A 23030-nucleotide genomic window follows, 5' to 3' on the forward strand; every position below is an offset into this window, starting at 1 on the left:
CACGGTACGTCATATGGCGGGCTCGACACCACACGCCTGTGGCCGAATTACGGAGACCAGGCCGAAAACCGACTTCCTGAGCAGACCGATGTCCTCGGAGACCAGGAAATGGCCACCAGGCAGGATCGTCACCTCGACGTCGTCACCCAGCTCCGACCACTTGCGTACCGCCTCGACCGGAACCAGCGGATCCCGGTCTCCGCCGAACACCCGGAGCGGCATGGCAAGCGGGCCGCCCTGCGGCTCGAAACGGAACTCGGCGCACATCCGGGCGTCCTCGCGGAGCCGCCCGAGGTAGGGCGCCACCCATTCGGGATGCTCGACCGCCCAATCCGGGATGCTCCCGATCTCGTGCAGATATCGCACGAGCTTCCGGTCGTCCTCATATCCTTCCGTGAAATTCTGCCAAGGGATGTGCGGCGCACCGAAACTGGCCACGGCGAGTGCCTTCGGCAGCGGTCCACCGCATTCCCCGAAATGCCGGGTGACGAGATAGGCGAGAAGACCTCCCATGCTCTTCCCGAAGAGCACGAAACTCTCGTCGCCGACCTCTTCGCGGATCAGGTCCGCGAGGACCGGGACCAGCGCGCCGATCTGCCGGCGCGGCGCCACATCGTCGGCCGTCGTCGTGTCCGTCGCGGCCGGCGCCGGGATCTCTGGGAGGGCTATCGGGACGACCTCGATCCCCGGATGCGCGTACGACTCCCACGGGCGGAAGACCGAGGGGTTGCCGCCCGCGTGGTGCAGACACACCAACTTCGTCATCGCGTACCGCTCCCGTCCTCGATCAGTTCCCCCAGACGCCCGGCGAGCGCCGCGACGGTCGGGTGGTCGTACACGGCCGACTGACCGAGCCGGCACCCCAGGGCACGTTGCAGATTCCGTCTGAGCTCGATGGCCGTCAGCGAGTCGAGGCCGCGGGCGAAGACGTCCAGGTCGTCCGTCTCCCGCGCGCCGGAGGCCGTCTCGCCGAGCACCCGGGCAACCTCCTCCCGGACCCGGGCCAGCAGCAGTTCCCCGCGCGCCCCGGGGGGCGCCGCATCGAACGTCGCCCGGAAGCCGCCGTTCTGCGCAGGGCTCCTCCCGGCGCCGGGCATGGCCGTCAGGAAACCGCGCAGCGCGGGGGCGTCGCGGTCGACGAACCGCGTCCAGTCCGCGGGCAGCACGGCGAGGGCGCCGTCGTCGGGTCGCACGGTCAGCAGACCGAGCAGCGCGGCGAGTCCGTCAGCGAGCGGGATGACCCCCTCGCCCCGGGCGACCAGCTTCGTGTTGACCCCTGCCCGGGCGCTCATGCCCGCCTCCGACCACGAGCCCCACTGCACCGACAGGGCCGGCAGCCCGAGTCCGCGCCGCTGGGAGGCGAGCCCGTCAAGGAAGGCGTTGGCCGCCGCATAGGTCGTCTGACCCGCGGTGCCCAGCAGCCCCGAGACCGATGAGAACAGGACGAAGAAGTCCAGCGGCAGGTCGCGGGTGAGCTTGTGCAGGTTCCACGCGCCCCGCGCCTTGGGGGCCATGACCCGCCGGAGCCGGTCCGGCGACTGGAGCAGCAGCACCCCGTCGTCGAGGACTCCGGCCAGGTGCAGCACGCCCGCGAGCTGCGGCTGCTCCGGACCGTCGGACGGCGGTGCCAGGGCCCGGGCGAGCTGCTCCGGATCGGCGACGTCCGCCGTGACCACGCGGACGGCGCAGCCCTCGGCACGCAGGGCCTCCATCTCCCGCAGGGCCGTGTCGCCCGGCGGTGTGCGGCCCAGGAGGACGAGGTGACGGGCCCCCGAGGCGCTCAGCGCCCGGGCCGCCGCCAGACCGAGGCCACCGAAGCCGCCGGTCACCAGGTACGTGGCGTCGGGACGCAGCGCGGAGCCCGTACGCGGATCCGGTTCCGGCCGGGCGGGGGCGGAAGCGCGCGCGAGTACCTCGACGTGCCGGCGGTGGCCCTCGTAGCCGACCCGGTGGTGCTCGGGCTGTTCCTTCGAGGCGCAGACCTGGGTGAGTTCGGCGTACAGCAGCGCGGCCCTGGCCTCGACGGGCGTCGCCGGGTCGAGGTCCACCAGGAGGTGGCGTACGTCGGGGTGTTCGGCCGCCGCCGACCTGCCGAGGCCCCAAACGGCCGCCCCGGCGGGTGCGGTGACGGACCGGCCGCCCACGGGCCGGGCGCCCAGGGTGGCCAGGCACCAGCGCGCGGTACCGTCGGTGCGGGCGGCGAGGCGCTGGACTAGGTGGAGCATCCGGGCGCTCTCGACCTCGGCGTCCGCCGCGGCGCCCCCGTCCCCGTCCCCGGCCCCGGTGCGCGGATCGGACGGCCCGCACAGGACCACCAGGTCGTACTCCTCCGGCGCCGAGCCCTGCGCCGCCTCACCGGTCAGGACCTCGCACGCGACCCCGTGGAGCCGGGCGAAGTCGCCGAGGGCGCCGCCGAACGGATCGTCGGACACGACGAGCCAGCGCCCCGCCGACGCCGCCGGTGCGGGCAGCCGGGTCGGGTTCCAGCGGGTCTCGTACAGCCAGTCCCGCCAGGGTTCGCGGGCCGAGGGGATCATCGTCTCGCGCGCCGCGCGCTTGAGCAGCACCCCGTCCAGGGCGAGCAGGAGCGTGCCGTCCGGGGCCCACAGGTCGATGTCGGCCCGCAGGGTCTCCGGGTCGTCCTGGTCCGTGGGCCGGATCCGGGCATGGCACCAGGCCTCGTCTCCCGCTGCGGGGCCCTTGATCCGGATGCGGTCCACGCCGAGCGGTACGTACGTCCGCCGGCCCAGCTTCTCCGGGTACGTGACGGTCAGCGCGAGGAAACACGCCTCCAGAAGCACGGGGTGCACCCGATGGCGGTCCGTCTCCGAGCGCAGGGCGGGCCCGAGCACGATGTGGGACAGCGCCTCGGAGTCCCGGTGCCACAGCCGGTCGGTCACCTGGAAAAGCGGTCCGAGGTCGATGTCCCGTTCCCGCTCCCGCTGGTAGATCTCGTCGGGATTCAGCGGATGGTCCGCGAACCGGATCCGCAGTGCGCCGAGAGCTCCGGGCGCCGGCAGCGGTACCGAGGGCGCCTCCGCGGCCCCGGACCCCAGCTGCCCCGAGGCGTGCAGGGTCCACTCCTCGGGCTGCTCCGGACCGGTGCCGGAGCCTTCGGGCAGGGGGGCCGAGTGGACCTCGAAGGCGTACATGCCGTCCCCCTCGGGCGCCAGGACGACCTGCATCCGCCGCAGCGAGGTCTCGTCGGAGAGCACCAGGGCCTGGTGGATGTGGAAGTCACGCACCAGGGCGGGGACCGGACCGAAGGCCTCGCGGGCCGCCGCGCAGGCGAGTTCCTGGAAGGCGACGCCCGGCATGACCACGGAACCGAACACCCGGTGGTCCCGCAGCCAGGACACGGTGCCCACCCCGACCGTCGAGGTGAACCGCACACCGCCGCCGCCCGCGAGGCCGAGCCGCGCGCCGAGGAAGTCCGCACCGGCCCGCACCGGCTCCCCGGCCCGCACCGCTTCACCGGTCCACGCCGGTTCACCCGTCCTGGCCGGGGCGTCGATCCAGTGCCGCTCGCGCTGCCAGGGGTACGTCGGCAGGGCCACGCGGCGCCGGCCGCGGCCACCGAGGACCGCGTCCCAGTCGGGGTTGACGCCCGCCTCGTACAGTGCGCCGAGGGCGCCGAGCACCTGCTCGTGGCCGCCGCCAGCCCGCATGCTGGGGACGAGCGCCGCGTCGCCCTCGTCGAAGAGGTCCTCGACGAGCTGGAGCAGCGTCGGCTTGGGTGAGATCTCCAGCAGCACGCGGGTACCGGCCGACCGCAGGGCGGTCGCCGCGTCGTGGAAGCGCACCGGCCGGGTGATCTGGTCGACCCAGTACCGCCAGTCGGCCATCTCCTTCCCGATGGGCGCGCCGGTGACGGTGGAGATGATCTCGACGCGCGGCTCGTGGTAGCGCACCGAGCGCGCGACCGCCTCGAACTCGGCCAGCATCGGCCGCATCAGGGGCGAGTGCGAGGCGATGGAGATGTTCAGCTTCCGGTGCCGCACGCCACGCTCGGCAAGCACGGCGCAGGTGGCGGCGATCTCGTCGGCGCGCCCCGAGATCACCGTGGAACGGGGGCCGTTGACCACGGCAACGGCACTGTGGGGGCCGAGCAACCCGGCCACCGAGGCCTCGTCGAGGGCGACGGCGACCATCGCGCCGGGCTCCGGCAGGGCCTGCATCAGCCGCCCCCGGGCATGGACCAGGGTCAGGGCGTCCTCCAAGGAGAAGACGTCGGCGAGGCAGGCCGCGGCGTACTCACCGTGGCTGTGCCCGAGCAGGACATCGGGCCGCACGCCCCAGGAGAGCCAGAGCCGAGCGAGGGCGTACTCGAACGCGAACAGCGCGGGCTGGGCATATCCAGTCTCCCCGAGCGGGGACGGTTTGCCGTCCGCTCCGAACGGCTCGCCCTCTGCCGCGAACACAACGGACAGCAGCGGGTGTTCGAGGCGGTCGCGCAGCAGTGTGGTGCAGCGGTCCAGGGCCTCCCGGAACACCGGCTCCCGATCGTAGAGCTCACGGCCCATGCCCGCGTACTGGGGGCCCTGCCCCGGGAACAGGAGGGCGAGGCGGCCCGGCGGGACGGTGATCCCGCCGGGCCGCTCGCCGAGCTGTGCGGCGGCGTCGGCGGGGGAATCAGCGACCAGCGCACGGCGGTAGGGGAAGTGTCGGCGGCCCGTGGCCGCAGTGAAGGAGACGTCCGCGAAGGAGAGGTCGCGGGGCGCCGCGCCCAGGTGGGCAGCGTACCGGTCGGACAGCTCCGCGAGCGCCCGCTCGCCGCGCGCGCTCAACACGAGCAGCCGGGCGGCGCCGTCATCGGCATGGTCGCCGAGCGGGGCGGAACCGGTCTCCGAGGCACTTTCCGGTTCGGGCGCCTGCTGGACGACGACATGGGCGTTGGTGCCGCCCACGCCGAGCGAGGTGACGCCCGCGGTGCGCGGGGCGCCGTCCGTCTCCCATGCGGTGGTCTCGGTGCTCACCCGGAACGGGGACCGCGTGAAGTCGATCTCGGGGTTGGGCGCGCGGTAGTGCAGGCTCGGGACGAGGACGCCGTCCCGCACGCACAGGGCGGCCTTGATGAGTCCAGCCACGCCGGCGGCCTCGTCCAGGTGCCCGATGTTGGTCTTGACCGAGCCGATGGAGACGGCTCCGTCACCCGTGCCGAACACTCCCGTGAGCGAGGCGAGTTCGACGGGGTCGCCCAGGGCCGTACCGGTGCCGTGAGCCTCGACGTAACCCACCTCCGACGGCTTCACACCCGCGCGGGAGAGCGCGGTGCGGACCACGTCGGCCTGGCCGGCAACGCTCGGGGCGGTGAAGCTGATCTTCTCGTTGCCGTCGTTGTTGACGGCGGACCCCTTGATGACGGCGATCACGCGGTCGCCGTCGTCCAGGGCGCGTGAGAGCCGCTTGAGGACGACGACGCCGCAGCCGTTTCCGAACAGGGTGCCGGTGGCGTCGACGTCGAAGGTCCGGGTGTGGCCGTCGGCGGACATGATCATGCCCTCCTCGTGGAGGTACCCGGCGTCCTGAGGCACGACCACGTGCACGCCGCCCGCCAGTGCCATGTCGCTGTCACCGTCGATCAGGCTCCGGCAGGCCAGGTGGACCGCGACCAGGGAGGTCGAGCAGGCCGACTGCACGCCCACGCTCGGACCGCGCAGGTTCAGGGCGTACGACACCCGGGTGGCGAGGTAGTTGCCGTCGTTGCCGAGCTTCAGCTGGAACTGCTCCAGGTCCGACTCGGTGAGGGCCTTGCCCCACCCGTAACCGAAGTGCGTAGCCAGGTTGTTGAGGAGGTACGTGCTCATGCCGGCGCCCGCGAAGACGCCGACGCGGTCCGCCGAGGCTCCCCCCGGCGCGTGTCCGGCGGACTCCATCGCTTCCCAGGCGCACTCCAGGAAGAGGCGCTGCTGCGGGTCGAGGAGCTCCGTCTCCTTGCGGCTCAGCTGGAAGAACTCGGCGTCGAACAGGTCGATGTCAGGCAGGACCGCGCCGGCCGCGACGAAGTCCGGGTTCCCGGCGATGCCGGGGTCCCGCTGGCCCGCGCCGCCGCCGAGCAGCGGCCCCGCGGACTCGACGCCGTGGCGGAGGTTGTGCCAGAACGTCTCCACGTCCGGCGCGCCGGGGAAGCGGCCCGCCATGCCGATGACGGCGATGTCCTCGGTGGTGTCCGTGCGATCGGCGTGCGGGAGGTGCGCGTCCCCGGCGGTCCCGGCGGCTCCGTCGAGCACAGCGGCGTGCGCCCGGATCGTCGGGTACTGGATCAGGTCCACCAAAGGGACGTCGCGGCCGAGCCGCCGGGCCAGCTCGGCCCGTACCCGGACAAGGAGCAGGGAGGTGCCCCCCAGGTCGAAGAAGCGGTCGTCGACGGAGATCTCGTCCAGCCGCAGCACCGACCTCCACACCTCCGCGAGGACCTGTTCGGTGGTGCTCCGGGGCTCGACGACCTCCTCACCCGCGAGCCGTTGGAAGACTTCGGGCGGGGTCAGCCGGGCACGGTCGGTCTTGCCGCTCGCGGTCAGCGGCATCCCGGACAGCAACGCGTAGGCCTCGGGCGTCATCGCCCGCGGCAGCTTGAGCGCGAGGAAGGCGTCGAGGAGACTCGCGGCCTTGGCGCCGGGCAGGGAGGGCGCGGGGACGACATGAGCGACGAGCCGGGTGTGGCCGTCGATCTCGTGTGCGAGCACGGCAACGTCCCGCACGCCCGGGTGCTCCAGGAGCAGGGCCTCGATCTCCCCCGCCTCGATCCGTACCCCGCCCACCTTGATTTGGGTGTCGATCCTGCCGCGGAGTTCGATCACGCCGTCCCGCCCGATCCGGGCCAGGTCGCCGGTCCGGTAGAGCCGGCCGCCGCCGGCCGGATCGTCGAGGAAACTACGCGCCGTCAGGTCGGGCCGGCCGATGTATCCGGGGGACACTCCGGCGCCGAGGACACACAGCTCGCCCTCCTCGCCCGCGGGCACCTCGGTGAGGTCCTCATCGAGGATCCGGACCCGTACGCCGTCGATCGGGCGTCCAACCGGGGCGACGGCGGGCCAGGCGTCGGGGTCGCCGTCCAGAGTGTGGGCGGTGGCGTCCTGGAACTCGGTCGCGCCGTAGTGGTTGTGCAGCAGGGCGCCGGTGCGGCGGAACAGGTCACGGATGTGCGGGGTCGTCCGCAGCTGCTGGCCGGTGGTGACGACCTCGCGAAGCGCCGGGAGCACGTCGTCCTCCCCGGCGGCGGCCTGGGCCAGTTGGTCGAGCAGCGGCACCGGGAGGAAGAGGCGCTCGACACTGCGCTCGCCCAGCAGGGCGAGGAGGGCGAAGGGGTTGCGCCGCACGTCGTCGTCCGCGAAGACGAGGGTGCCGCCGAAGGCGAGGGTGGAGAAGACCTCGTGGAACGAGAAGTCGAAACTGAGCGCGCACACCTGGGCCGTACGGTGGCGGCAGCTTCCCGGCCGTGCCCGGTCGTGCCACTCCAGCAGGTTCACGAGGGCACCGTGCGTCATCAGCGCGCCCTTGGGGGCGCCCGTGGAACCGGAGGTGAAGAGGGCGTACGCGATGTCCTCACCGGTGAGGACGGGCGCCGCGGCGGGCGCGCCGGTGCGCGCGAGCACGGCCGGACCGTCGGGGATGGCCGTGCCCGCCCCGTCGAGCGGCCGGCAGTCCTCGTCGCACCGTAGCGCCGGTACGGAGGGGGCGGCGGGCGTCGTCGCGTCGTCGGTGATCACCAGGGCCACGCCAGCCGTGCGGATCACGTGTCCGACCCGCTCCACCGGATCGGACACGTCGATCGGGACGTACGCTGCCCCGGCGCGCAGGACACCGAGCATGGCCGCCACCGCTCGGGGCGACCGGGCCAGGCGGACACCGACGAAGTCACCCCGCCCCACGCCCGCGCGGCCGAGTGCGTCGGCCACGCGCAGGGTCATAGCGTCCAGGTCGCGGTAGGTCACCCGCCGGTCGCCGTGCTCCATCGCAACGGTGCCGGCCGCCGGACCGTCGGCGTGGCGGCCTACCAGGGCGTGGACGGTGGTCGGCGGGAGTTCGGAGGAGTGGCCGGGCATCAGACCGCCGGCCGGGACGAGAGGGAGGGGAAGTAGTCCTCGCGCGTGCCGTCCCGGCGGATGTCCCAGGTGGCGCAGTGCAGGGATCCGCCGTACTCGAAGACGTCGCGGAAGGGGACGGTGAGCACCTCGAAGCCGAGCTCGTACATGAGGTCCTGCAGCGGCTTCTCCTGCTCCTCGCAGATCACCGTGTCGGGCGAGACGCTGAGGACGTTCATGGAGAGCCACTTGGAGGACTGGCAGTACGGCGGCATGTCGTCGTTGGTGAGTACCGGCTGCGGCGCGTCGACCAGCCTCCAGTCGTTCTCGGTGAACATGCGCCGCTCGGATTCGCGGATCGGCCGCTCGGGGTTGGTCAGGATGAGGCCCGGCCGTAGTGGCACGAAGGTGCAGTCGATGTGCGAGGGGAAGTAGTCGAGCGGGAAGTGCACCGGGTGGACACGGAAGCCCTTGGGTTCGAGGGTCCGCTTGAGCCAGCGGATGCCGGCCCGGTTGGTGGTCATCGACTCCTGCACGAGGACGTCGCGACCGAACCGGCTCATGTCGGCGGCGTCGAAGATCACCTCGTCCTGCGTGACGCAGAACTCGGAGTCGTGCATCCGGGCGTGCCGTTCCTCGAGCGGCCATTCCCAGAAGTCCTGCCGGTACATGGAGTCGGCCATGGTGGGCTTGGGCGCCACGGTCCAGCCGACCCGCTGGTCGGCCTCCCAGTAGCCGTACACCAGCTTCCGGTAGGGCTCGTACTCGAAGTATCGTGCCCGGCGGGACATGGTGGCCTCGAGGATCTCGTTCCCCAGCGTGATCATCACGTCGCGCGGGCACACGGCGCAGTACTGGTTCTCGACCTCGAACGCGGGGGTCCGCAGCGACCGGGAGAAGTCGTACGGCTCCGGGCGCCGCACGGTCACGCCCTGGTCGGCGAGCACCGCCGCCAGGCCCTCCAACTGCTCATTGGCGCGGTGGACGGCCTCGGCGGACTTGGGGCCGGTCGGGAAGGGCAGGTCGCCGGATCCGCGGACCTGCGGCCGGTTTCCGGGTTCGGCGGGCTCGAAGCAGGCTCCCGTGGCGGAGCCGACCACGACCTCCCGCAGGGTGTCCCACTCGTTCCAGGAGTTCACCACGGGCGTCGTCACGCTGTCTTCGGTCACTGCATGTTCCTTGTCATCCTGCGATCGTCAAGAGTCGGTGGTCTGCCCGGCCGGCCGCCATCGCCCGGACGCGGGGGACGTAGACCGATTTCGCCGGGCCGACGAGATCCACGGCCGTCACGGATTCGACGGCGCACAGTCCGTCGACGAGCCGGGGCAGGCTCGCCGTGTCGAACCACTGCTCGGTGAGCATGCGCCGGTACGCACCGGGGGTGTCGTCCACCCACTTCCCGGTGAGCGGCGAGACGACCGCTGCCGTCGCCGGGCGGAACTCGGCGCCCGCCAGGAGCTCCGCGAACACATCCGGCTCGGGGAGTGCCCAGGGGCAGTGCTCGGCCCGGTCGATGCGGTCGAGCACGGCGGTGCCGAGGGTGCCGAGCCGATAGGTGAGGGCCTCCACGTCGTCGCCGCGGAAGGCGAGGGCGATCAGCCCGGCGCCCAGGTCGACGGAGAGCCAGGGCCGGTCGTCCGCGGTGGCGAGGACCTCGACGAGCCGCTCCGCGTCGCCCTCCGACGAGGGCAGCAGAGCGAGGGTGATGCCGTTGGGGCGTGTCGCCTTGGCCGCAATCTGCGTCTCGTTGATGTCACGGATCAACCGGAAGCAGGTCTCCTCGGTGATCACCCCGGCGGCGAGCAGGCCGGGGAGGCAGCCGGCGCTCATGCCGCCGTATGCGGCCCATCGCCGCCCCTCGGCCGCGGTGCGGCGCAGCAGGGCCACGGCGAGCAGGCATTCGTGCACGGTCGAGGACAACCGGGCGTGTCCATGGGTGACATCGAGGTCCCGTGTGGCGAACCCACCGATTTGTTCAGCCAGTTCGAGCAGTGCGTCCCGGGTTTCCAGTACGGCGGTCAGCTCGCCCCGCGTCATCGGCACCAGGCCGGGGAAGACGAGGGCGCGGTCACTCGACACGGCCGAGACCGCCCGTCACCGGTTCGATGCCGCATTCCGGGTCCAGCTGCATCGACTTCACGACGAAGGCCGAGGGTTCCAGGACGATGTGGGTGTCGAGCTCCAGGCTCTCGACGTAGCGCAGAATCCCCTGCCAGTCGAGGACGGTGGTGTACTGCTCGACCGCCAGCTTCGCGATCGCCTCACCGCTCGTGTAGGGGCGGGCGTCGTGGCTGATCAGGGGGATGTCGAGATTCCGGCACGGGTCGTTGAAGCGCCACTCGTCGGCGAAGGTCTTGCGGACCCCGGCCATGAGGTCGCAGTGCCCCGGGTAGCTGTGCGGAATCGCCTTGTAGAGGGCGCCCGCCTTCATCAAGGCCGGCTTCATGACGTCCAGGTCCGCGAGGCGGCAAGCCGCCAGGAACTGGTTGCTGGAGACGTGGCCGGACAGGTGCAGGAGGTGGTCGCTGCCGTGGGCGCGCAGCTCGCGGAAGACGGCCTCGTGGTCGCCGACGTAGAAGAAGACGCTGACGTAATCGGTTCCCCCGAACTCGTCGATCTCGATGGCGGCCATGGTGTGCGACATCCGCACCATGTCCTCCAGCGAGACCCAGCCCACGGCTGCGGCGGCGCTGATGAAGCCCAGGCTCATGCCGGTCACACAGACCGGCTGCACGTCACGCCTACGCAGGTCCTGCTGGTAGCCGGCGACGCCCATGAGGTTGATGAGCGGGCGGCGAAAGCGCCCGTCGTTCAGCTGGTCCTCGTCGCCGTTGCGGAGCACGTCACGGAAGTCGATCGACAGGGTGTCGCTGGCCAGGTCGAGCAGCAGCTGCATCTGCCAGGACTCCAGGCAGCGCTGCCGGATGTCCGCGTCGAGGTAGACCTGCGACGGAAACACGTAGATGGCGGAGTCGGTCACAGCGAGGCTCCCTCGTCGACGACGACGACCTCGCCGTTCACGGCGGCGAAGTCCGGACCGGTGATGCGGCGGATGACGGCGGCGACCTTCTCCGGAGGCATCAGCTTCTCCTCGAAGTCGGGCCCCATGACCTCGGCCACGACCTCGCGCGGCACGCTGTCGAGGAGCTTGGTGTCGCGGATCGGGCCGGGCGAGACCGTGGTGAAGCGCACCCCGAGGCGGCCCCACTCGCGGGCGAAGCCGCGCGTCATCATCTCGATGGCGGCCTTGCTCGTGATGTAGCCGATCGCCCCGGTGATGTAGCGCCGGGTGAGGATCGAGGACACGTTGACAACACTGCCGCCACCGGTCGCGGCGAGGGTCTGCGCGCTGATGGCGTTGATCTGGTAAGTGCCGAACACGTTGGCGTCGATGACCGTCTTGAAAGCCGCGGCGTTGGAGACGGTGGCCACGGCGGCCTCGTTGGTGACGGCGCAGTTCACGACGACGTCGCAGGGCGAGGCCTCTAGGAGCAGTTCCCGGATGCGCGCGCCGCCGATGTCGTCCGTGGGCAGCGACAGCTGTCGGATCTCCGCGGTCCCGCCGGCCTCCACGACTGCGGCGACCGTCTTCTCCGCCTCCTCACGGCGGCCGTGGTAGGTGAGGAAGACCTTCTGCGCCAGGGGCGCGAACTGCCGTGCCACCTCCTGGCCGAGGCCGCTCGTACCGCCGATGACCACGACATTGCGGTACTCCGTCGTCCGTTCGTCACTCATGCTCTGTTCCCCTCGGGAAATCCGGGATGGGCTGCCGCGCGCCGCACCAGGCCCTCGGTGAGCGTCCGGACGCGGTCCCTGTCGACGCGCCGTCCCACGCGCGGCTGGTAGTGCGGATAGGGACGGCGGTACTCCTCGCGGGTGAGGGAGGACTTCACCGCCGGAAGCGTGCCGTCAGGTGTCTGGAAGTAGTCTTCGCAGACCGCCTCCAGAGACAGTCCGTCGGCCAGCACCAGTTGGAGGGTCGTATTGTTGTGCAGTCCGGTGGTGAACTCGACGCGGCGGCAGTTCAGCACCTCGAAGAGGTAGTCGACGAGGAGCATCGCGGCCTCGATGCCTATGCCCGTGTGCCACAACCGCTCGTCGCCCGTGGCGCCGCCAACCTCGTAGACGCCCTCGCCGAGGCGCCAGTAGTGCGCCACTCCGACGGGGGTGCCATGCCGGTCGGTGATCAGGGCCGCCCTGCGGTCGTCGCCCTCCAGCGTCTCGTACCGGGAGCGGCGTACGAGCTGGCTCGACGTGCCCCGCAGCAGGGTTTCGCAGTCGGTTCCGCTCAGCCACTTCGCCACCGACTTCAGGGAGTCGGGGGTGAGCGGCACCAGTTCGCAGAGAAGGCCCTTCACCGTCGTGCCTAGGCGGGCTGCAGCTGGTCGTGAATGCTGCGCAGCGAGCTCACGTTCTCGACCTTGAGGTCGTAGACCGCGTCGCCGAAGACCGGCAGCAGTGCGGAGGCGAACCTCAGGGTGTCCATCGACTCCAGGCCGTAGCGGCTGTCGCGGCCGAAGACCACGTCGTCGTCGCCGGGGGCCTCGCCGCCCGTGCGGTCGCCGAAGAGGCCGAGGAAGATCTCGCGCAGTTGGTCCATGGGTGTCATGCCTCCACTCGAATGTCACGGGGCAGCCGGAAGCAGAGGGAGCCCCAGAGGAACCCGGCTCCGATGGCCCCCATCGCGATGACGTCGCCCGCCTTCGCCCGGCCGTCCTCGGCGAGGCGCCACAGCGCGGTCAGCGGTGACGCGCCACCGGTGTTGCCAAGGGTGTCGACCGTGATGGCGACCTTGGCCATGTCGATTCCGGCCGAGCCGACGATGTGCTCGATGAGCCGCAGGTTGGCCTGGTGCAGGGCGAACCCGGCGACGTCGCCGACCTCGACCCCGGCCGCGTCGAGCGTCGCGGCCAGCGACTTGGGAACTCGGGTGGTGGCTTCCTGCCACACCGTGGGTCCGTCCATGGTGAGGTAGGGCCCGATCTCCGGATCCCTCTCGGTCCTCGGCCCGTTCAGTAAGGCGGTGGCCGCCAGGGCGACCTTCGGTGAGGGCGCGTTGCCCAGGTCGTAGCTGAGGAGGCCGGCGTCGCCGGGCGTCTTGGTGAGGACCATGGCTCCGGCCGCGTCGCCGAAGAAGATCCGCACCAGGCGGTCCTCCGGGTCGGTGACACGGGAAGGACCCTCAGCGCACACGACGAGGGCGTTGCGCACGTCTGGCTCCTGCAGGAGGCATGACGCGGTGTAGGTCGCGTAGACGACGGAGGCGCAGGCGTGCTGGGTGATGTCGATGATGCGTGGGGTCTCGATGTCGAGGCGCTCGGCGAGCAGGACACCCAGGGACGGCATGGTCCACTCGGGGCTGCTGCACGTGACGACCAGGACATCGATGTCACGCATGGTCAGTCCGGCCTGCCGGACCGCCTTCCGCGCGCTCTCCTCGACCAGGTCGGTGATGGACTCACCGTCGGAGAGGAAGCGCCGCTCCCGGATACCGGTCTTCCGCTCGATCCACTCGGGCGAGGTTTTCAGCGTCGCGCAGAGCTCTTCGTTGGTGACGACCCGCTCCGGCAGGGCGATGCCGACGCTGAGCGGACTGACCGGGGTGAGTTGCCATCGGGGCATGCGGCCTCCTTCGGTACGGAACGGGTCGGAAGAGGGATGGGCGGCGGGCTGGCCGTTGCGCGTCGTACGCGCAGACAGCCGGCCCGCTCGCCCAGGCATCAGCAGCCCTCGCTGGCGCCGCTGGCGGGGAGCTCGACGCCGTCGGCGACGATCTCGGTGCCCTGCAGCTCGATCACGTTGGTGAGATCCATGACTGTTCCTCCTTTCCGGGTATTGAATTTCTTGGGATACACCGCCCCGAAGGACGATGAGCTCAAGTAGACGCGAGATTCGAGGTCACGCACTCCACGACGTGCCGTCGTGGGCGGCCTTCAGATCTTCCAGCGTCTTCCTTCGCAGCAAGGAAAGAAGTTCGGCCCGACTTTCCGGGAGTCGTTCCCTGTACTGCGTGAACTCAGTGACATCTGCCCGGCAGATTACGCCCGGCCAGAACTCGCCGTCAATGAAGAACCGGTCTCTCAGCACACCTTCAACGATGAATCCGGAATACTCGGTGAGATACTCCAGGAGTACTTCGCTGTAGGTGGCGACGAGGAGTTCGACCCGCTTCACCTCCGCGGCCCGCAGCACCGTGGACAGGGTCGCCCGGATGGCCTCGTCGACTGTTTCCGGCGTCCAGTCCCCGTCGGAGCACGAGGTCAGGCCCAACCGGAAGTACCCCGGCGTCTGGCCGGCGGACCAGCTGACGGCACCGATGACCCGCTCGTCCCGACAGACCAGGATGTGCGACCTGCGTTCGTCCTCGACGATCCGACGGCGCATTTCCGCGGTCCGCCACACCGGTCCCTCGGTGGAAACGTAGGAGAAGGGGGCGGCAAGTACTTCGTCGAGCATCTTCTCTTCATCCTCGGTAAGGACCGGAACGAAATCCAGAGACGCACTTTCCCTGCCGTCCATTGTCCCCCGATTCCCCGAATTCTCCTGTCTCTCCGGGGCTTCCCGGCGATGATCAGAACCTAGAACCGTCGGTAATCGATGTCAACGCGGGGCCATCGAACACGGAATTCCGTGATGGAAATACCGGAGGTCGGGGGCTCGGTCGGTGCGATCAGGACGCGTCCTGCACTCGACGGCGCTGTTCCAGGGCGGCGGCGAACGCCGTCCACGCCTCGGCGTTGTTCCGGATCAGCTCCGCCACGGTGCCGGCCCAGTGCGGCGGCACGTGATTGACGATGCGTTCCAGGCTCGCGTGTTCCACGGAGCTCAGGTTGAGCAGCCGCAGCAGCTCGCGTCCGGCGTTGTTGAACCTGATCGACGGGTCGTTGCGGAGGCTCTCCAGCGTTGCCTGCCGGTCGAAATTCCGCGGGCCGAGCCGGGCGGGCCCCGGACGCACCCTGGCCGGGCCGCTCTCCGTAGGGGACCCGGGGGACTCAGGAGGCTCAGGGGCCCGTGGGGCCCCGGGGGACTCCCCTGGCCGGCTACTCCGGTGCCGCGGTACCACCTCCTCACCGGCGAGCAGCCGGTCCCGCACGTCCCGCACGGTCGAGGGCGCGACTCCGGCGAGCCTCGCCACCTCGCGCAGCGAGAGATTCGGCTGTTCGGTGAGGACACGTCCGGCCTTGAGCCGGCCGGCGGTGCTGTCCAGGGGCCGGTCACGCCCATCGCTCCCCGTGCGGCTGTCCAAGTGTTCGATCTGGACGGTCGCCCGCTTGCGGAGGCTCCCCACGGTCGATGGGGACAACCCCGTGGTACGCGCTATCCGGCGGTCCGACCACGCCGGATGGGTCATGAGGATCCGGGTGGCCGCCGCGGTGCGGTCCCCAAGGGACAGCGGCAGGCCGTGCGAGGAGTTGAGCTCGACGGCGAGGACGAACGCGTCCTCGTCCGTGCCGTCGAATAACCGCGCCTCGATCGTGTCGTGACTGAGCCGCCGGGCCGCCTCGACGCGGTGGACGCCGTCGATGACGCGCAGGCTGTCACGCTGGACAATGATCGGCGGAGGTGTCGTACCCGATTCGGCCAGCAGCCTGACGTGGCCGACATCCAGCCCCGCGCGGCGCGGCGAATGCGCGATGTCCAGCGAGGCGATAGGAACTCTTTCAGCCGTACTTCCGACTCTGTCGAGTAGGTCCGTACGACGCGATGCGGCTCCATCCATGGCGCTTCCCCCTGACGAACACTGTACTTCTGGTCTCGGTCATTCTTTGCCTCGCGGCAGGAAGGTCAAGAGCTAGCAAACAGATCCGGCCAGAGCCTCCCGGATTCTTCACACCGGAAATCCTGCGGCGTCCTGAATCTTTCGGTGCGTCGTCCGGTTTCGACGCCGAACATCCCTGAAGGCGCAGCGAAGATGCCCAGAATTCGCCCGTATTCATGCACCTCTTCCCGGGCGCCCGCGCTCTACGGAGTTTCTTCATAGATGTTGGGCACAACTGTCACGGCCGTCAGAAGGATTCCGTCGCGAAGTTGCCAGGTGCCGTCGAAGCCCGTCTCCCAGCCATGTCCTTGGATGGTGGGGAGAGCGCGGAAGGTACCTTCCCCGGGCGAGAAGGTGATCTCCGCGTCGACGAAGCCGAGCCGGCGGCCGGCTATCGGGTTCCACGCCTTGTAGACGCTCTCTTTCGCGCTGAACAGGAGGCGCTCCCAATGCACTTCGGCGTCGTCCGGGTCCGCGTACCCGCCCGCTCCCGTGTGCGCGCCGGAGTCCGCCGCCAGGTCGGAGAGATGGCGGCGCTCGCTCGGGAGTGAGATCAGGGGAAGCATCGCCGGGTCGGCGAGCGGAAGGTTGGGCTCCGCGTCGAGTCCCAGCCCCGTGACGCGTGCCGCCATGGTCACGGCCGCCGCCCGGTAACCCTCGCAGTGGGTGATGCTGCCCAGGACACCCGCAGGCCAGAGGGGGGCGCCGGACGGGCCCCGCGGAATCGGCACAGGCGAGTGACCGAGGAGGCGCAGGGCCTCGCGCGCGCAGATCCGGGCGGTGGTGAACTCCCGTCGGCGCCGGTCGATAGCCCGGTCCACGAGCCCGCACTCCTCGGGGAACAGCCCGTCGGGGCGAAGTGTGTTGAGGAGAGGTCCGTCGGAGAGCCGCCCGTCGAGGACGTCGTGGAACCTTTCGACCAGGATCACGGACGCCGGAAATAGATCTCCGACCCCTCTCGTCACGCCGCTCCGGCCCCGTTCCGGTTCACTCGCGTCGCACTCTGTCATGTCCCTCAGTATTCACGGAACCCGCACTTCGGAGCGTCAACAGCGGGCGCCTGGAGCGCGCTTGACACACCCAAAGGGCCAAAGCAGAGTGATCGACGTCGGCTACTCGGCAGTGTGCCGAGGGCGAACCGCGGGGCGGTCCGACCGGCAGGAATCCCGAATTTTCCGTGTGCACGCGAAAAAGTGTGGGCATCGCTTCGCTCGCACGGACCTCACCGAAGACGTTCGCACCTGCGGGTCCGTCCCCTTCATACGAGACGTGCCGGAGTCGGCGCGTACGGGAACCGGAACCGGGCGGGAGATTGCACGCGCCGCAGTGAACAATGCCGAATTCACCAGGAGGGTATGGCGATGGCAGCAGTGGTCACGGGCCTCGGGGGGTACCTCCCGCCGAATGTGGTGTCCAACGAGGACCTCTCGGCGACCCTGGACACCTCCGACGAGTGGATCACGACCAGGACCGGCATCAAGCAGCGGCACCGGGTTACCGACGGCCTCTCGACCCGGGAGCTGGCGATCGAGGCCGGGGCCAGGGCGCTGAAGTCCGCCGGGCACCCGGCCGTCGGCGCAGTCGTCGTGGCGACCACCTCGCCAGACCGGATCTGCCCGGCGGTCGCCCCCGAAGTCGCCGACCGCCTCGGGCTGGGAACGGTTGCCGCGTTCGACCTGGCCTCGGCGTGCAGCGGCTTCGTCTACGGACTCGCCACCGCCGCGGGGCTGATCGCCGCCAGGGCGGCCGACACGGTGCTGTTCATCGGGGCGGAGGCGTTCACCACCCTCGTGAACCCGGCCGACCGGGCCACCGCACCCATCTTCGGCGACGGAGCCGGTGCCGTCATCCTGCGCCAGGGCGATCCGGCGGAGCCGGGCGCCCTCGGTCCCTTCGACCTCGGGAGCGACGGAGCGCGCGCCGACCTGCTGGCGATCCCGGCAGGCGGCTCGCGGCAGCGGTCCGCGGACGGCGGGCCCGCCCCGGACACGGTGGATCCCAGGGACTGGTACCTGCGGATGCTGGGCCGCCCCCTCTACACGCAGGCCGTCGAGCGCATGACCGGCTCCGCTGCGGCTGCGCTCGGAAAGGCCGGCTGGGGCGTGGGCGACGTGGACTGGTTCGTCGGCCATCAGGCCAACGTCCGCATCCTGCGGGCCGTGGCCGAGGAACTCGGGCTGCCCGAGGAGCGGATGGCCGTCAACATCGACCGCGTGGGCAACACGCTCGCCGCCTCCATCCCACTCCTGCTCAACGACCTCGCGTCCGACGGCACCCTGCGGCCCGGTGCGCGCGTCCTCATGTCGGCCTTCGGCGCCGGACTCTCCTGGGGCTCGACGGTCCTGGAGTGGCCGGATCTGTCGGTCGAAAGCCTCCGCTGAACACCGCATACACAACAACCGTACACAAGGAGAAGAGATGAGCAGCATGTACAACTCCGTGGCCGAGGTCATGGCCAACCGTTTCGGCATGGACCGGGACATCGTTGTAGCCGAGGCGACCTTCGACGACCTGGGCCTGGACTCGCTCTCGCAGATCGAGCTGGCCACCGCACTGACCAAGCAGCTCGGTGTGGAGCTCGACGACGACGAGATGGCGGAGCTTTCGACGGTCGGCGAGATCGTGGCCCTCCTGGAGAGCAAGGGCGCCACGGCCCGATGAGCGGCTTCCCGGCGCTCGTCACGGGTGCGGGGCTCGTCACCCCGGCCGGAGTCGGGGTGACAACGAACTGGGCCACCGTGCTCGCCGGTCGGCCCACGGCCGCCCACCTCCCTGAGCTGGACGGCCTTCCCGTCACGATGGCCTGTCAGGTGCCCGACTTCTCCCCGCAGGAGCTGGGGCACGGTTCCTGGCAGTGGGACCGCTTCACCCAGTTCGCCGTCGTCGCTGCGCGCGAGGCCCTCAAGCAGGCCGGGCTGGCCCCGGGCGACTGGGCGGACTCCTCCCGGGTGGCGGTGATCATCGGCTCCGGGGCGGGCGGCACGGCCACCCTCGAGGCACAACACCGGATTCTGCTGGAGGAGGGACCCTCGTCCGTGTCCCCCCTGACCCTGCCGATGGGGCTAGTCAACATGGCGGCCGGTCAGGTTGCGATCGACATCTCGGCCAACGGACCCTGCTTCGCCCCGTGTACGGCCTGCGCGGCAGGTGCGAGCGCCCTCGGCCTCGGCCGGGAGCTCCTGCGGCAGGATGTCGCCGACGTCGTCGTCGCGGGCGGGACCGAGGCCCCCATCACCCCGCTGTACATATCCTCATTTGCCCGGATGCGTGCCTTGTCCCGGCGCTCCGACGATCCGGCGACGGCCTCCCGCCCGTTTGACTCCGGCCGGGACGGATTCGTCCTGGGCGAGGGCGCGGGGGTCCTGGTCCTCGAGACCGAGGAGCACGCGGCCGCTCGCGGTGCCCGCCCGCTGGCCCGGCTTACCGGGTACGGCGCCTCGTCGGACGCGCACCACGTCACCTCGCCGCACCCGCAGGGGCGCGGTGCCGAGCTGGCGATGCGGGCGGCGCTCGGCGATGCCGACCTGACCGCCGGCGACGTGGACTACGTCAACGCCCACGGCACCTCGACCCCGCTCAACGACGTCACCGAGGCGGCGGTCGTCAGCCGCCTGCTGGGCAACGGGGTGGCGGTGAGCTCCACCAAGGGAGTGACCGGTCACCCGCTGGGCGCGGCAGGCGCCATCGAGGCGGCGTACTGCGCGCTCGCGATCCGCGACGGGTTGATCCCGCCGACGGCGGGGCTCGTCGATCCGGACCCGCGGATCGAGGTCGATCTCGTACGCGGCTCCGCCCGCACCGGGCCCGTCCGCGCAGCCCTAAGCAATTCGTTCGGGTTCGGCGGCCAGAACGCCACGCTCGTCTTCACGCCCTGACCGACGCAGCGACCAGGTTGACGAGGACGAAGATGCCCGATGTCACGGAGGAGGAATCCATGGGGACCGCGCAGATCGAGCCCCAACCCCGCGCCCATGACGGCGCCACCACGCTGTCCGGCCTCGTCTTCGACGGGGAGTACGAGGAGATCCACCGCGACATCCGCACGGTGCTCTTCGACCCGGCGTTCGACCCCCGTGAGGGGCTGACCTCGGTGGAGGCCGGGAAGCTGACGTACGCGCGCTCCCGCGTGCTGCACCGGGAGCTGGAGCGGCCCCGGGACATGCTGCGCCGGCCGCGCCGGCTGTTCGCCCTGGCGGAGTGGGCACCCCTCCTGGACCCCGCGCTCTTCTCGGTGCTCCTCGTGCACCACAACCTCGCCCTCGGTACGGTCCTCGACCTCGGCGCGGGCCGGGACGACATCGAGGACCACGTGGAGGAGCTCGACCGGCTCGACTCCTTCGGCCCCTACATGGCGACCGAGCTCGGATACGGGAACAACGTGGCGGCCCTCCGTACGGAGGCGGTGTACAGCCCGGAGACAGAGTCGTTCGTCCTCCACACCCCTGACGCGAGCGCGCAGAAGTTCATGTCCGCGACCGGCTTCACGGACATACCGAAACTCGCAGTGGTCCTGGCCCGCCTCAAGGCCGACGGCAAGAACCACGGGGTCCACGCATTCCTCGTGCGGATCAGCGACGGCACGAAACCGGCCGAGGGGGTGTACGTCACGTCCTGTCCTGAACAGCCGACCCAGGGCGTGGATCACGCACTCACCCGCTTCGACCGGGTCACCGTCCCCCGCCGCAACCTGCTCCACGGCGAGACGGGCGGGTTCTCGTCCGACGGAACGTTCCAGCCCGGCGGCGGAAACCTGCGCCGGCTCTTCCTCCAGACGATGAGCCGCATCCAGCCGGGCCGGCTGTGCGTGGCGAGCGCCGCCGTCGGGGCCGGGAAGGCGAGCGTCTACACAGCCCTGCGGTACGCGGAGACCAGGCTGACCAGCGGTCCCGGCCGCAACAACGTGCCCGTACTCGAATACCGGAGCCATCAGCGGGACCTCTTCCCGGCGCTGGCCAAGGTGTACGCGACGAGTCTGCTCCTCAACCACGCGAAGCGGGAGTTCGAGGCCCACCCCCGCCCGGCGTCCGACGAGCTGAACCACCTGATTTCCCTCACGAAGGCGCTCTCCACCTGGGAGATGAGCGAGGTCGCCGGGATCTGCCGCGAGCGCTGCGGAGCGCAGGGCGGGTTCCGGGTCAACCGGATCGCCGAGTACGGCTCGCTGCTGCAGGGACTCATCACCGCTGAGGGCGACAACCAGGTGCTCCTCGCAACGACTGCCGGCCAGCTGCTCACCGGCGAGGACCGGCCTCTCGCTGCCCGGCCCCCGCGTGCGGCGGACGGCGTCGAGGACCCGCTCGTCCAGGTCGAGATGCTCCGCCATCGGGAGGACTCTCTGCACCGGACGGTGCGGGCGGACATGGCGGAATCCGAGGGCACGTACTTCGACGCCTGGAACGGCGCCGTGAACACGGCCCTCGACATGGCCCGGACCCGCGGGGTCCGCATCGCTTTGGAGCAGCTCGCCGCGGCCGTCCCCGCCCTGGCCGACGAGGAGGATCGGGCCGCCCTGGGCGTGCTCGCGTCGCTGTACGGACTCGTCGAGATCCGGCGGGACGCCGGCTGGTACCTGGCCAAGGGCCTGCTGACCGCGGAAGGGGTCGTGGGGCTGCCCGCCGCCCTCGACAAGCTGTGCGAGCGCCTTCGGCCGCATGTACGACGCCTGATCGAGGCGTTCCGGCTCACCCCGGGCTTGCTGCGTGCGCCCCTCGCGTACGACGACCCGGAGGCAGCCTTCCTGAGCCGGATCCGCGTGACGGGCGCGACCGGCCCCCTCACGATGCCCCCTTCGCGTACTCCGCGTACTCCCAGGAAGTGAAGATGACACGGCACACGTACCCCTGTCCGATCCGCTGGTCGGACATGGACGCCTACGGAGTGGTGAACAACGTCTCCCTGCTGCGCTACCTGGAGGAGGCTCGGGTCGACTTCATCTTCCGCCTGGGGCCGACCCGGGGCGACGCCTTCTTCCGCGGCGGTTCGGTGGTCGTGGAGCACCGGATCCGCTATCTGAACCAGCTGGTGCACCGGCACGAGCCGGTCGACATCGAGATGTGGGTGTCCGACCTCAAGTCGGCCACGGTCGCTGTCGACTATCTGATCAAGGACGGCGAGAAGACCTACGCGACCGCGTCCACGGTCATGGCGGCGTTCAACTACGAGAAGGGTCGTCCCCGCCGGATCAGCGAGGCCGAGCACGCCTTCTTCGAGAAGTACCTCGGGGGACCGGGCCAGGCGACCACGGTCCAGAACTAACGAGCTCGTGCACGGTAAACGGCGAGGCCTCGAGGGTTACGGCGAGGCTCGGCGTTCACCTCTGGTGCCGCGGGTTCAGGCGCCTGCGGTCTGCTGATGGGAGAGCAGGCCTGCAACAGCCCGAACAGTGTCCCTAATGTGCCCGCCGCAGGCGGGTCAGGAACCGTCACTTCTTGAGGTGCGCGATGCTGTGCTCGACCTGGATGCGTGTGGTCGGCCAGTCCCAGGTCCGGTCGCCGGCCGCGCTCCATCCCGAATCCCGACCGTCCTGCGGGTCTGCACTCCGGGATGAGATTCAGCTCTCCTTAGCCATCACGACGGGGGCAGGCCGGGCAGGTACCGCCGTACGCGGTCCGCGTCGATCCGCCCGGCGGCGGCACCGCCTTCTTCGCTGCCTGCGCCCGCTTGATCGCCTCGCGCTGCGCCTTGCCGGGCCGCTCCTTCGGCTGCTGTCCGCGTGCCGCCTTCTGTGCCGGGGGCTGTCCCACGCGCGGGTCGCAGAGCCCGGCCTCCCGGGTCCGATGCGCGCCACGCACACCGGACGTCCAGGGCAGCGGCGTGCGCGCACTGGTGCGCGCACGGCACGACGAGTTGCGCGCTATGTACCACACTCTCCCACCGGGTGGTACGCACCGAGTGGACTCCACCCGCACCCCGGTGCGCACCACGATGGCCTCCACCGAGCCTCCGCCAACGTGAAGACGTCACAGGGCTGGTGTGACCGGTCTACGGGATACTCGTGCTGGTCGTGGGCAGAAGCCCACGGAGAAGATCGTCCGTCAGCGGTTGACTTCAAGGTTCGTCATGTCCTCGGAGGCGACGCTGGAAGATCCTTACTGATCCGGCCGCTCCAAACTACATCCGTGCAGGTGAGGACTGTTGCGTATTACTCGCGCTCTCCCAGGAGAGCGCCGACTTATGCAGCGGCGCATCGCCGCTCGAGCTGGACATCGCGAGTGCGAGGAACCGCTCGATCCGCCCGAGGTCGAGTT

Annotated in this window: 18 protein-coding genes; 5 read left to right on the forward strand and 13 right to left on the reverse strand. The window is 70.4% G+C overall.

The annotated features are described in order from the left end of the window. Window positions 1-9 precede the first annotated feature (9 nt). From ACWCPM_RS31540 to ACWCPM_RS31595, 12 genes are all read right to left on the reverse strand, one after another. A complete protein-coding gene (locus ACWCPM_RS31540) occupies window positions 10-765 on the reverse strand; it encodes a thioesterase II family protein (RefSeq protein ID WP_450979678.1) in 756 nt (251 codons plus the stop codon). Continuing rightward, window positions 762-8045: a type I polyketide synthase gene (locus tag ACWCPM_RS31545; protein WP_450979679.1), complete on the reverse strand. Its 7284-nt coding sequence runs from the start codon at window positions 8043-8045 to the stop codon at window positions 762-764. The genes ACWCPM_RS31540 and ACWCPM_RS31545 overlap by 4 nt, the downstream gene beginning before the upstream one ends. Then, complete coding sequence (locus ACWCPM_RS31550; RefSeq protein ID WP_450979680.1) at window positions 8045-9193, reverse strand: glycine amidinotransferase; 1149 nt, start codon at window positions 9191-9193, stop codon at window positions 8045-8047. The genes ACWCPM_RS31545 and ACWCPM_RS31550 overlap by 1 nt, the downstream gene beginning before the upstream one ends. Before the next feature lie 13 nt (window positions 9194-9206). Beyond that, on the reverse strand, window positions 9207-10103 hold the full coding sequence (locus ACWCPM_RS31555) for a hypothetical protein (protein ID WP_450979681.1): 897 nt from the start codon (window positions 10101-10103) through the stop codon (window positions 9207-9209). Next, the gene (locus ACWCPM_RS31560; RefSeq protein ID WP_450979682.1) at window positions 10093-11004 is read right to left on the reverse strand and encodes an ACP S-malonyltransferase; all 912 of its coding nucleotides are present in this window, start codon (window positions 11002-11004) and stop codon (window positions 10093-10095) included. Before ACWCPM_RS31560 ends, ACWCPM_RS31555 begins: the two co-directional genes overlap by 11 nt. After that, complete coding sequence (locus tag ACWCPM_RS31565; RefSeq protein WP_450979683.1) at window positions 11001-11759, reverse strand: SDR family NAD(P)-dependent oxidoreductase; 759 nt, start codon at window positions 11757-11759, stop codon at window positions 11001-11003. Before ACWCPM_RS31565 ends, ACWCPM_RS31560 begins: the two co-directional genes overlap by 4 nt. Then, window positions 11756-12382, reverse strand: coding sequence for a GNAT family N-acetyltransferase (locus ACWCPM_RS31570; protein WP_450979684.1), 627 nt, complete (start codon window positions 12380-12382; stop codon window positions 11756-11758). Before ACWCPM_RS31570 ends, ACWCPM_RS31565 begins: the two co-directional genes overlap by 4 nt. An 8-nt stretch (window positions 12383-12390) precedes the next feature. Beyond that, on the reverse strand, window positions 12391-12633 hold the full coding sequence (locus ACWCPM_RS31575) for a hypothetical protein (RefSeq protein WP_450979685.1): 243 nt from the start codon (window positions 12631-12633) through the stop codon (window positions 12391-12393). Next, window positions 12630-13646 (reverse strand): 3-oxoacyl-ACP synthase III family protein, encoded by a 1017-nt coding sequence (locus ACWCPM_RS31580; protein ID WP_450979686.1) that lies wholly within the window; start codon window positions 13644-13646, stop codon window positions 12630-12632. The genes ACWCPM_RS31575 and ACWCPM_RS31580 overlap by 4 nt, the downstream gene beginning before the upstream one ends. A gap of 276 nt (window positions 13647-13922) precedes the next feature. Continuing rightward, window positions 13923-14543, reverse strand: coding sequence for a hypothetical protein (locus ACWCPM_RS31585; RefSeq protein ID WP_450979687.1), 621 nt, complete (start codon window positions 14541-14543; stop codon window positions 13923-13925). A 151-nt stretch (window positions 14544-14694) separates the two neighbouring features. Continuing rightward, a complete protein-coding gene (locus ACWCPM_RS31590; RefSeq protein ID WP_450979688.1) occupies window positions 14695-15744 on the reverse strand; it encodes a hypothetical protein in 1050 nt (349 codons plus the stop codon). A 242-nt stretch (window positions 15745-15986) separates the two neighbouring features. Next, window positions 15987-16712, reverse strand: a complete 726-nt coding sequence (locus ACWCPM_RS31595) for a 4'-phosphopantetheinyl transferase family protein (protein ID WP_450979689.1) — start codon at window positions 16710-16712, stop codon at window positions 15987-15989. 426 nt (window positions 16713-17138) lie between these two features. On the opposite strand from ACWCPM_RS31595, the gene ACWCPM_RS31600 reads away from it, so the two are divergent. Genes ACWCPM_RS31600 through ACWCPM_RS31620 form a run of 5 tightly spaced genes read left to right on the forward strand, consistent with a single transcriptional unit; the run spans window position 17139 to window position 22038 of the window. Further along, window positions 17139-18164: a beta-ketoacyl-ACP synthase III gene (locus ACWCPM_RS31600; RefSeq protein ID WP_450979690.1), complete on the forward strand. Its 1026-nt coding sequence runs from the start codon at window positions 17139-17141 to the stop codon at window positions 18162-18164. Window positions 18165-18201: 37 nt separating this feature from the next. Then, window positions 18202-18444 (forward strand): acyl carrier protein, encoded by a 243-nt coding sequence (locus ACWCPM_RS31605; protein ID WP_381406478.1) that lies wholly within the window; start codon window positions 18202-18204, stop codon window positions 18442-18444. Then, window positions 18441-19658, forward strand: coding sequence for a beta-ketoacyl-[acyl-carrier-protein] synthase family protein (locus tag ACWCPM_RS31610; RefSeq protein ID WP_450979691.1), 1218 nt, complete (start codon window positions 18441-18443; stop codon window positions 19656-19658). Before ACWCPM_RS31605 ends, ACWCPM_RS31610 begins: the two co-directional genes overlap by 4 nt. A 59-nt stretch (window positions 19659-19717) precedes the next feature. Next, a complete protein-coding gene (locus tag ACWCPM_RS31615; protein ID WP_450979692.1) occupies window positions 19718-21601 on the forward strand; it encodes an acyl-CoA dehydrogenase family protein in 1884 nt (627 codons plus the stop codon). A 2-nt stretch (window positions 21602-21603) separates the two neighbouring features. Next, window positions 21604-22038, forward strand: coding sequence for an acyl-CoA thioesterase (locus tag ACWCPM_RS31620; RefSeq protein WP_450979693.1), 435 nt, complete (start codon window positions 21604-21606; stop codon window positions 22036-22038). A 305-nt stretch (window positions 22039-22343) separates the two neighbouring features. Here ACWCPM_RS31620 and ACWCPM_RS31625 read toward each other — a convergent pair whose 3' ends face one another. Next, a complete protein-coding gene (locus ACWCPM_RS31625; RefSeq protein ID WP_450979694.1) occupies window positions 22344-22526 on the reverse strand; it encodes a hypothetical protein in 183 nt (60 codons plus the stop codon). Window positions 22527-23030 lie beyond the last annotated feature (504 nt).

The sequence above is a fragment of the Streptomyces sp. NPDC002309 genome (assembly GCF_053593375.1).

Bases quoted from the DNA above. Each gene is read 5' to 3' on its own strand.
- ACWCPM_RS31605 (WP_381406478.1), top strand. From the start codon at position 18,202: ATGAGCAGCATGTACAACTCCGTGGCCGAGGTCATGGCCAACCGTTTC.
- ACWCPM_RS31610 (WP_450979691.1), top strand. From the start codon at position 18,441: ATGAGCGGCTTCCCGGCGCTCGTCACGGGTGCGGGGCTCGTCACCCCG.
- ACWCPM_RS31620 (WP_450979693.1), top strand. From the start codon at position 21,604: ATGACACGGCACACGTACCCCTGTCCGATCCGCTGGTCGGACATGGAC.
- ACWCPM_RS31540 (WP_450979678.1), bottom strand. From the start codon at position 765: ATGACGAAGTTGGTGTGTCTGCACCACGCGGGCGGCAACCCCTCGGTC.
- ACWCPM_RS31575 (WP_450979685.1), bottom strand. From the start codon at position 12,633: ATGACACCCATGGACCAACTGCGCGAGATCTTCCTCGGCCTCTTCGGC.
- ACWCPM_RS31615 (WP_450979692.1), top strand. From the start codon at position 19,718: ATGGGGACCGCGCAGATCGAGCCCCAACCCCGCGCCCATGACGGCGCC.
- ACWCPM_RS31580 (WP_450979686.1), bottom strand. From the start codon at position 13,646: ATGCCCCGATGGCAACTCACCCCGGTCAGTCCGCTCAGCGTCGGCATC.
- ACWCPM_RS31545 (WP_450979679.1), bottom strand. From the start codon at position 8,045: ATGCCCGGCCACTCCTCCGAACTCCCGCCGACCACCGTCCACGCCCTG.
- ACWCPM_RS31585 (WP_450979687.1), bottom strand. From the start codon at position 14,543: ATGGACGGCAGGGAAAGTGCGTCTCTGGATTTCGTTCCGGTCCTTACC.
- ACWCPM_RS31600 (WP_450979690.1), top strand. From the start codon at position 17,139: ATGGCGATGGCAGCAGTGGTCACGGGCCTCGGGGGGTACCTCCCGCCG.
- ACWCPM_RS31565 (WP_450979683.1), bottom strand. From the start codon at position 11,759: ATGAGTGACGAACGGACGACGGAGTACCGCAATGTCGTGGTCATCGGC.
- ACWCPM_RS31590 (WP_450979688.1), bottom strand. From the start codon at position 15,744: ATGGATGGAGCCGCATCGCGTCGTACGGACCTACTCGACAGAGTCGGA.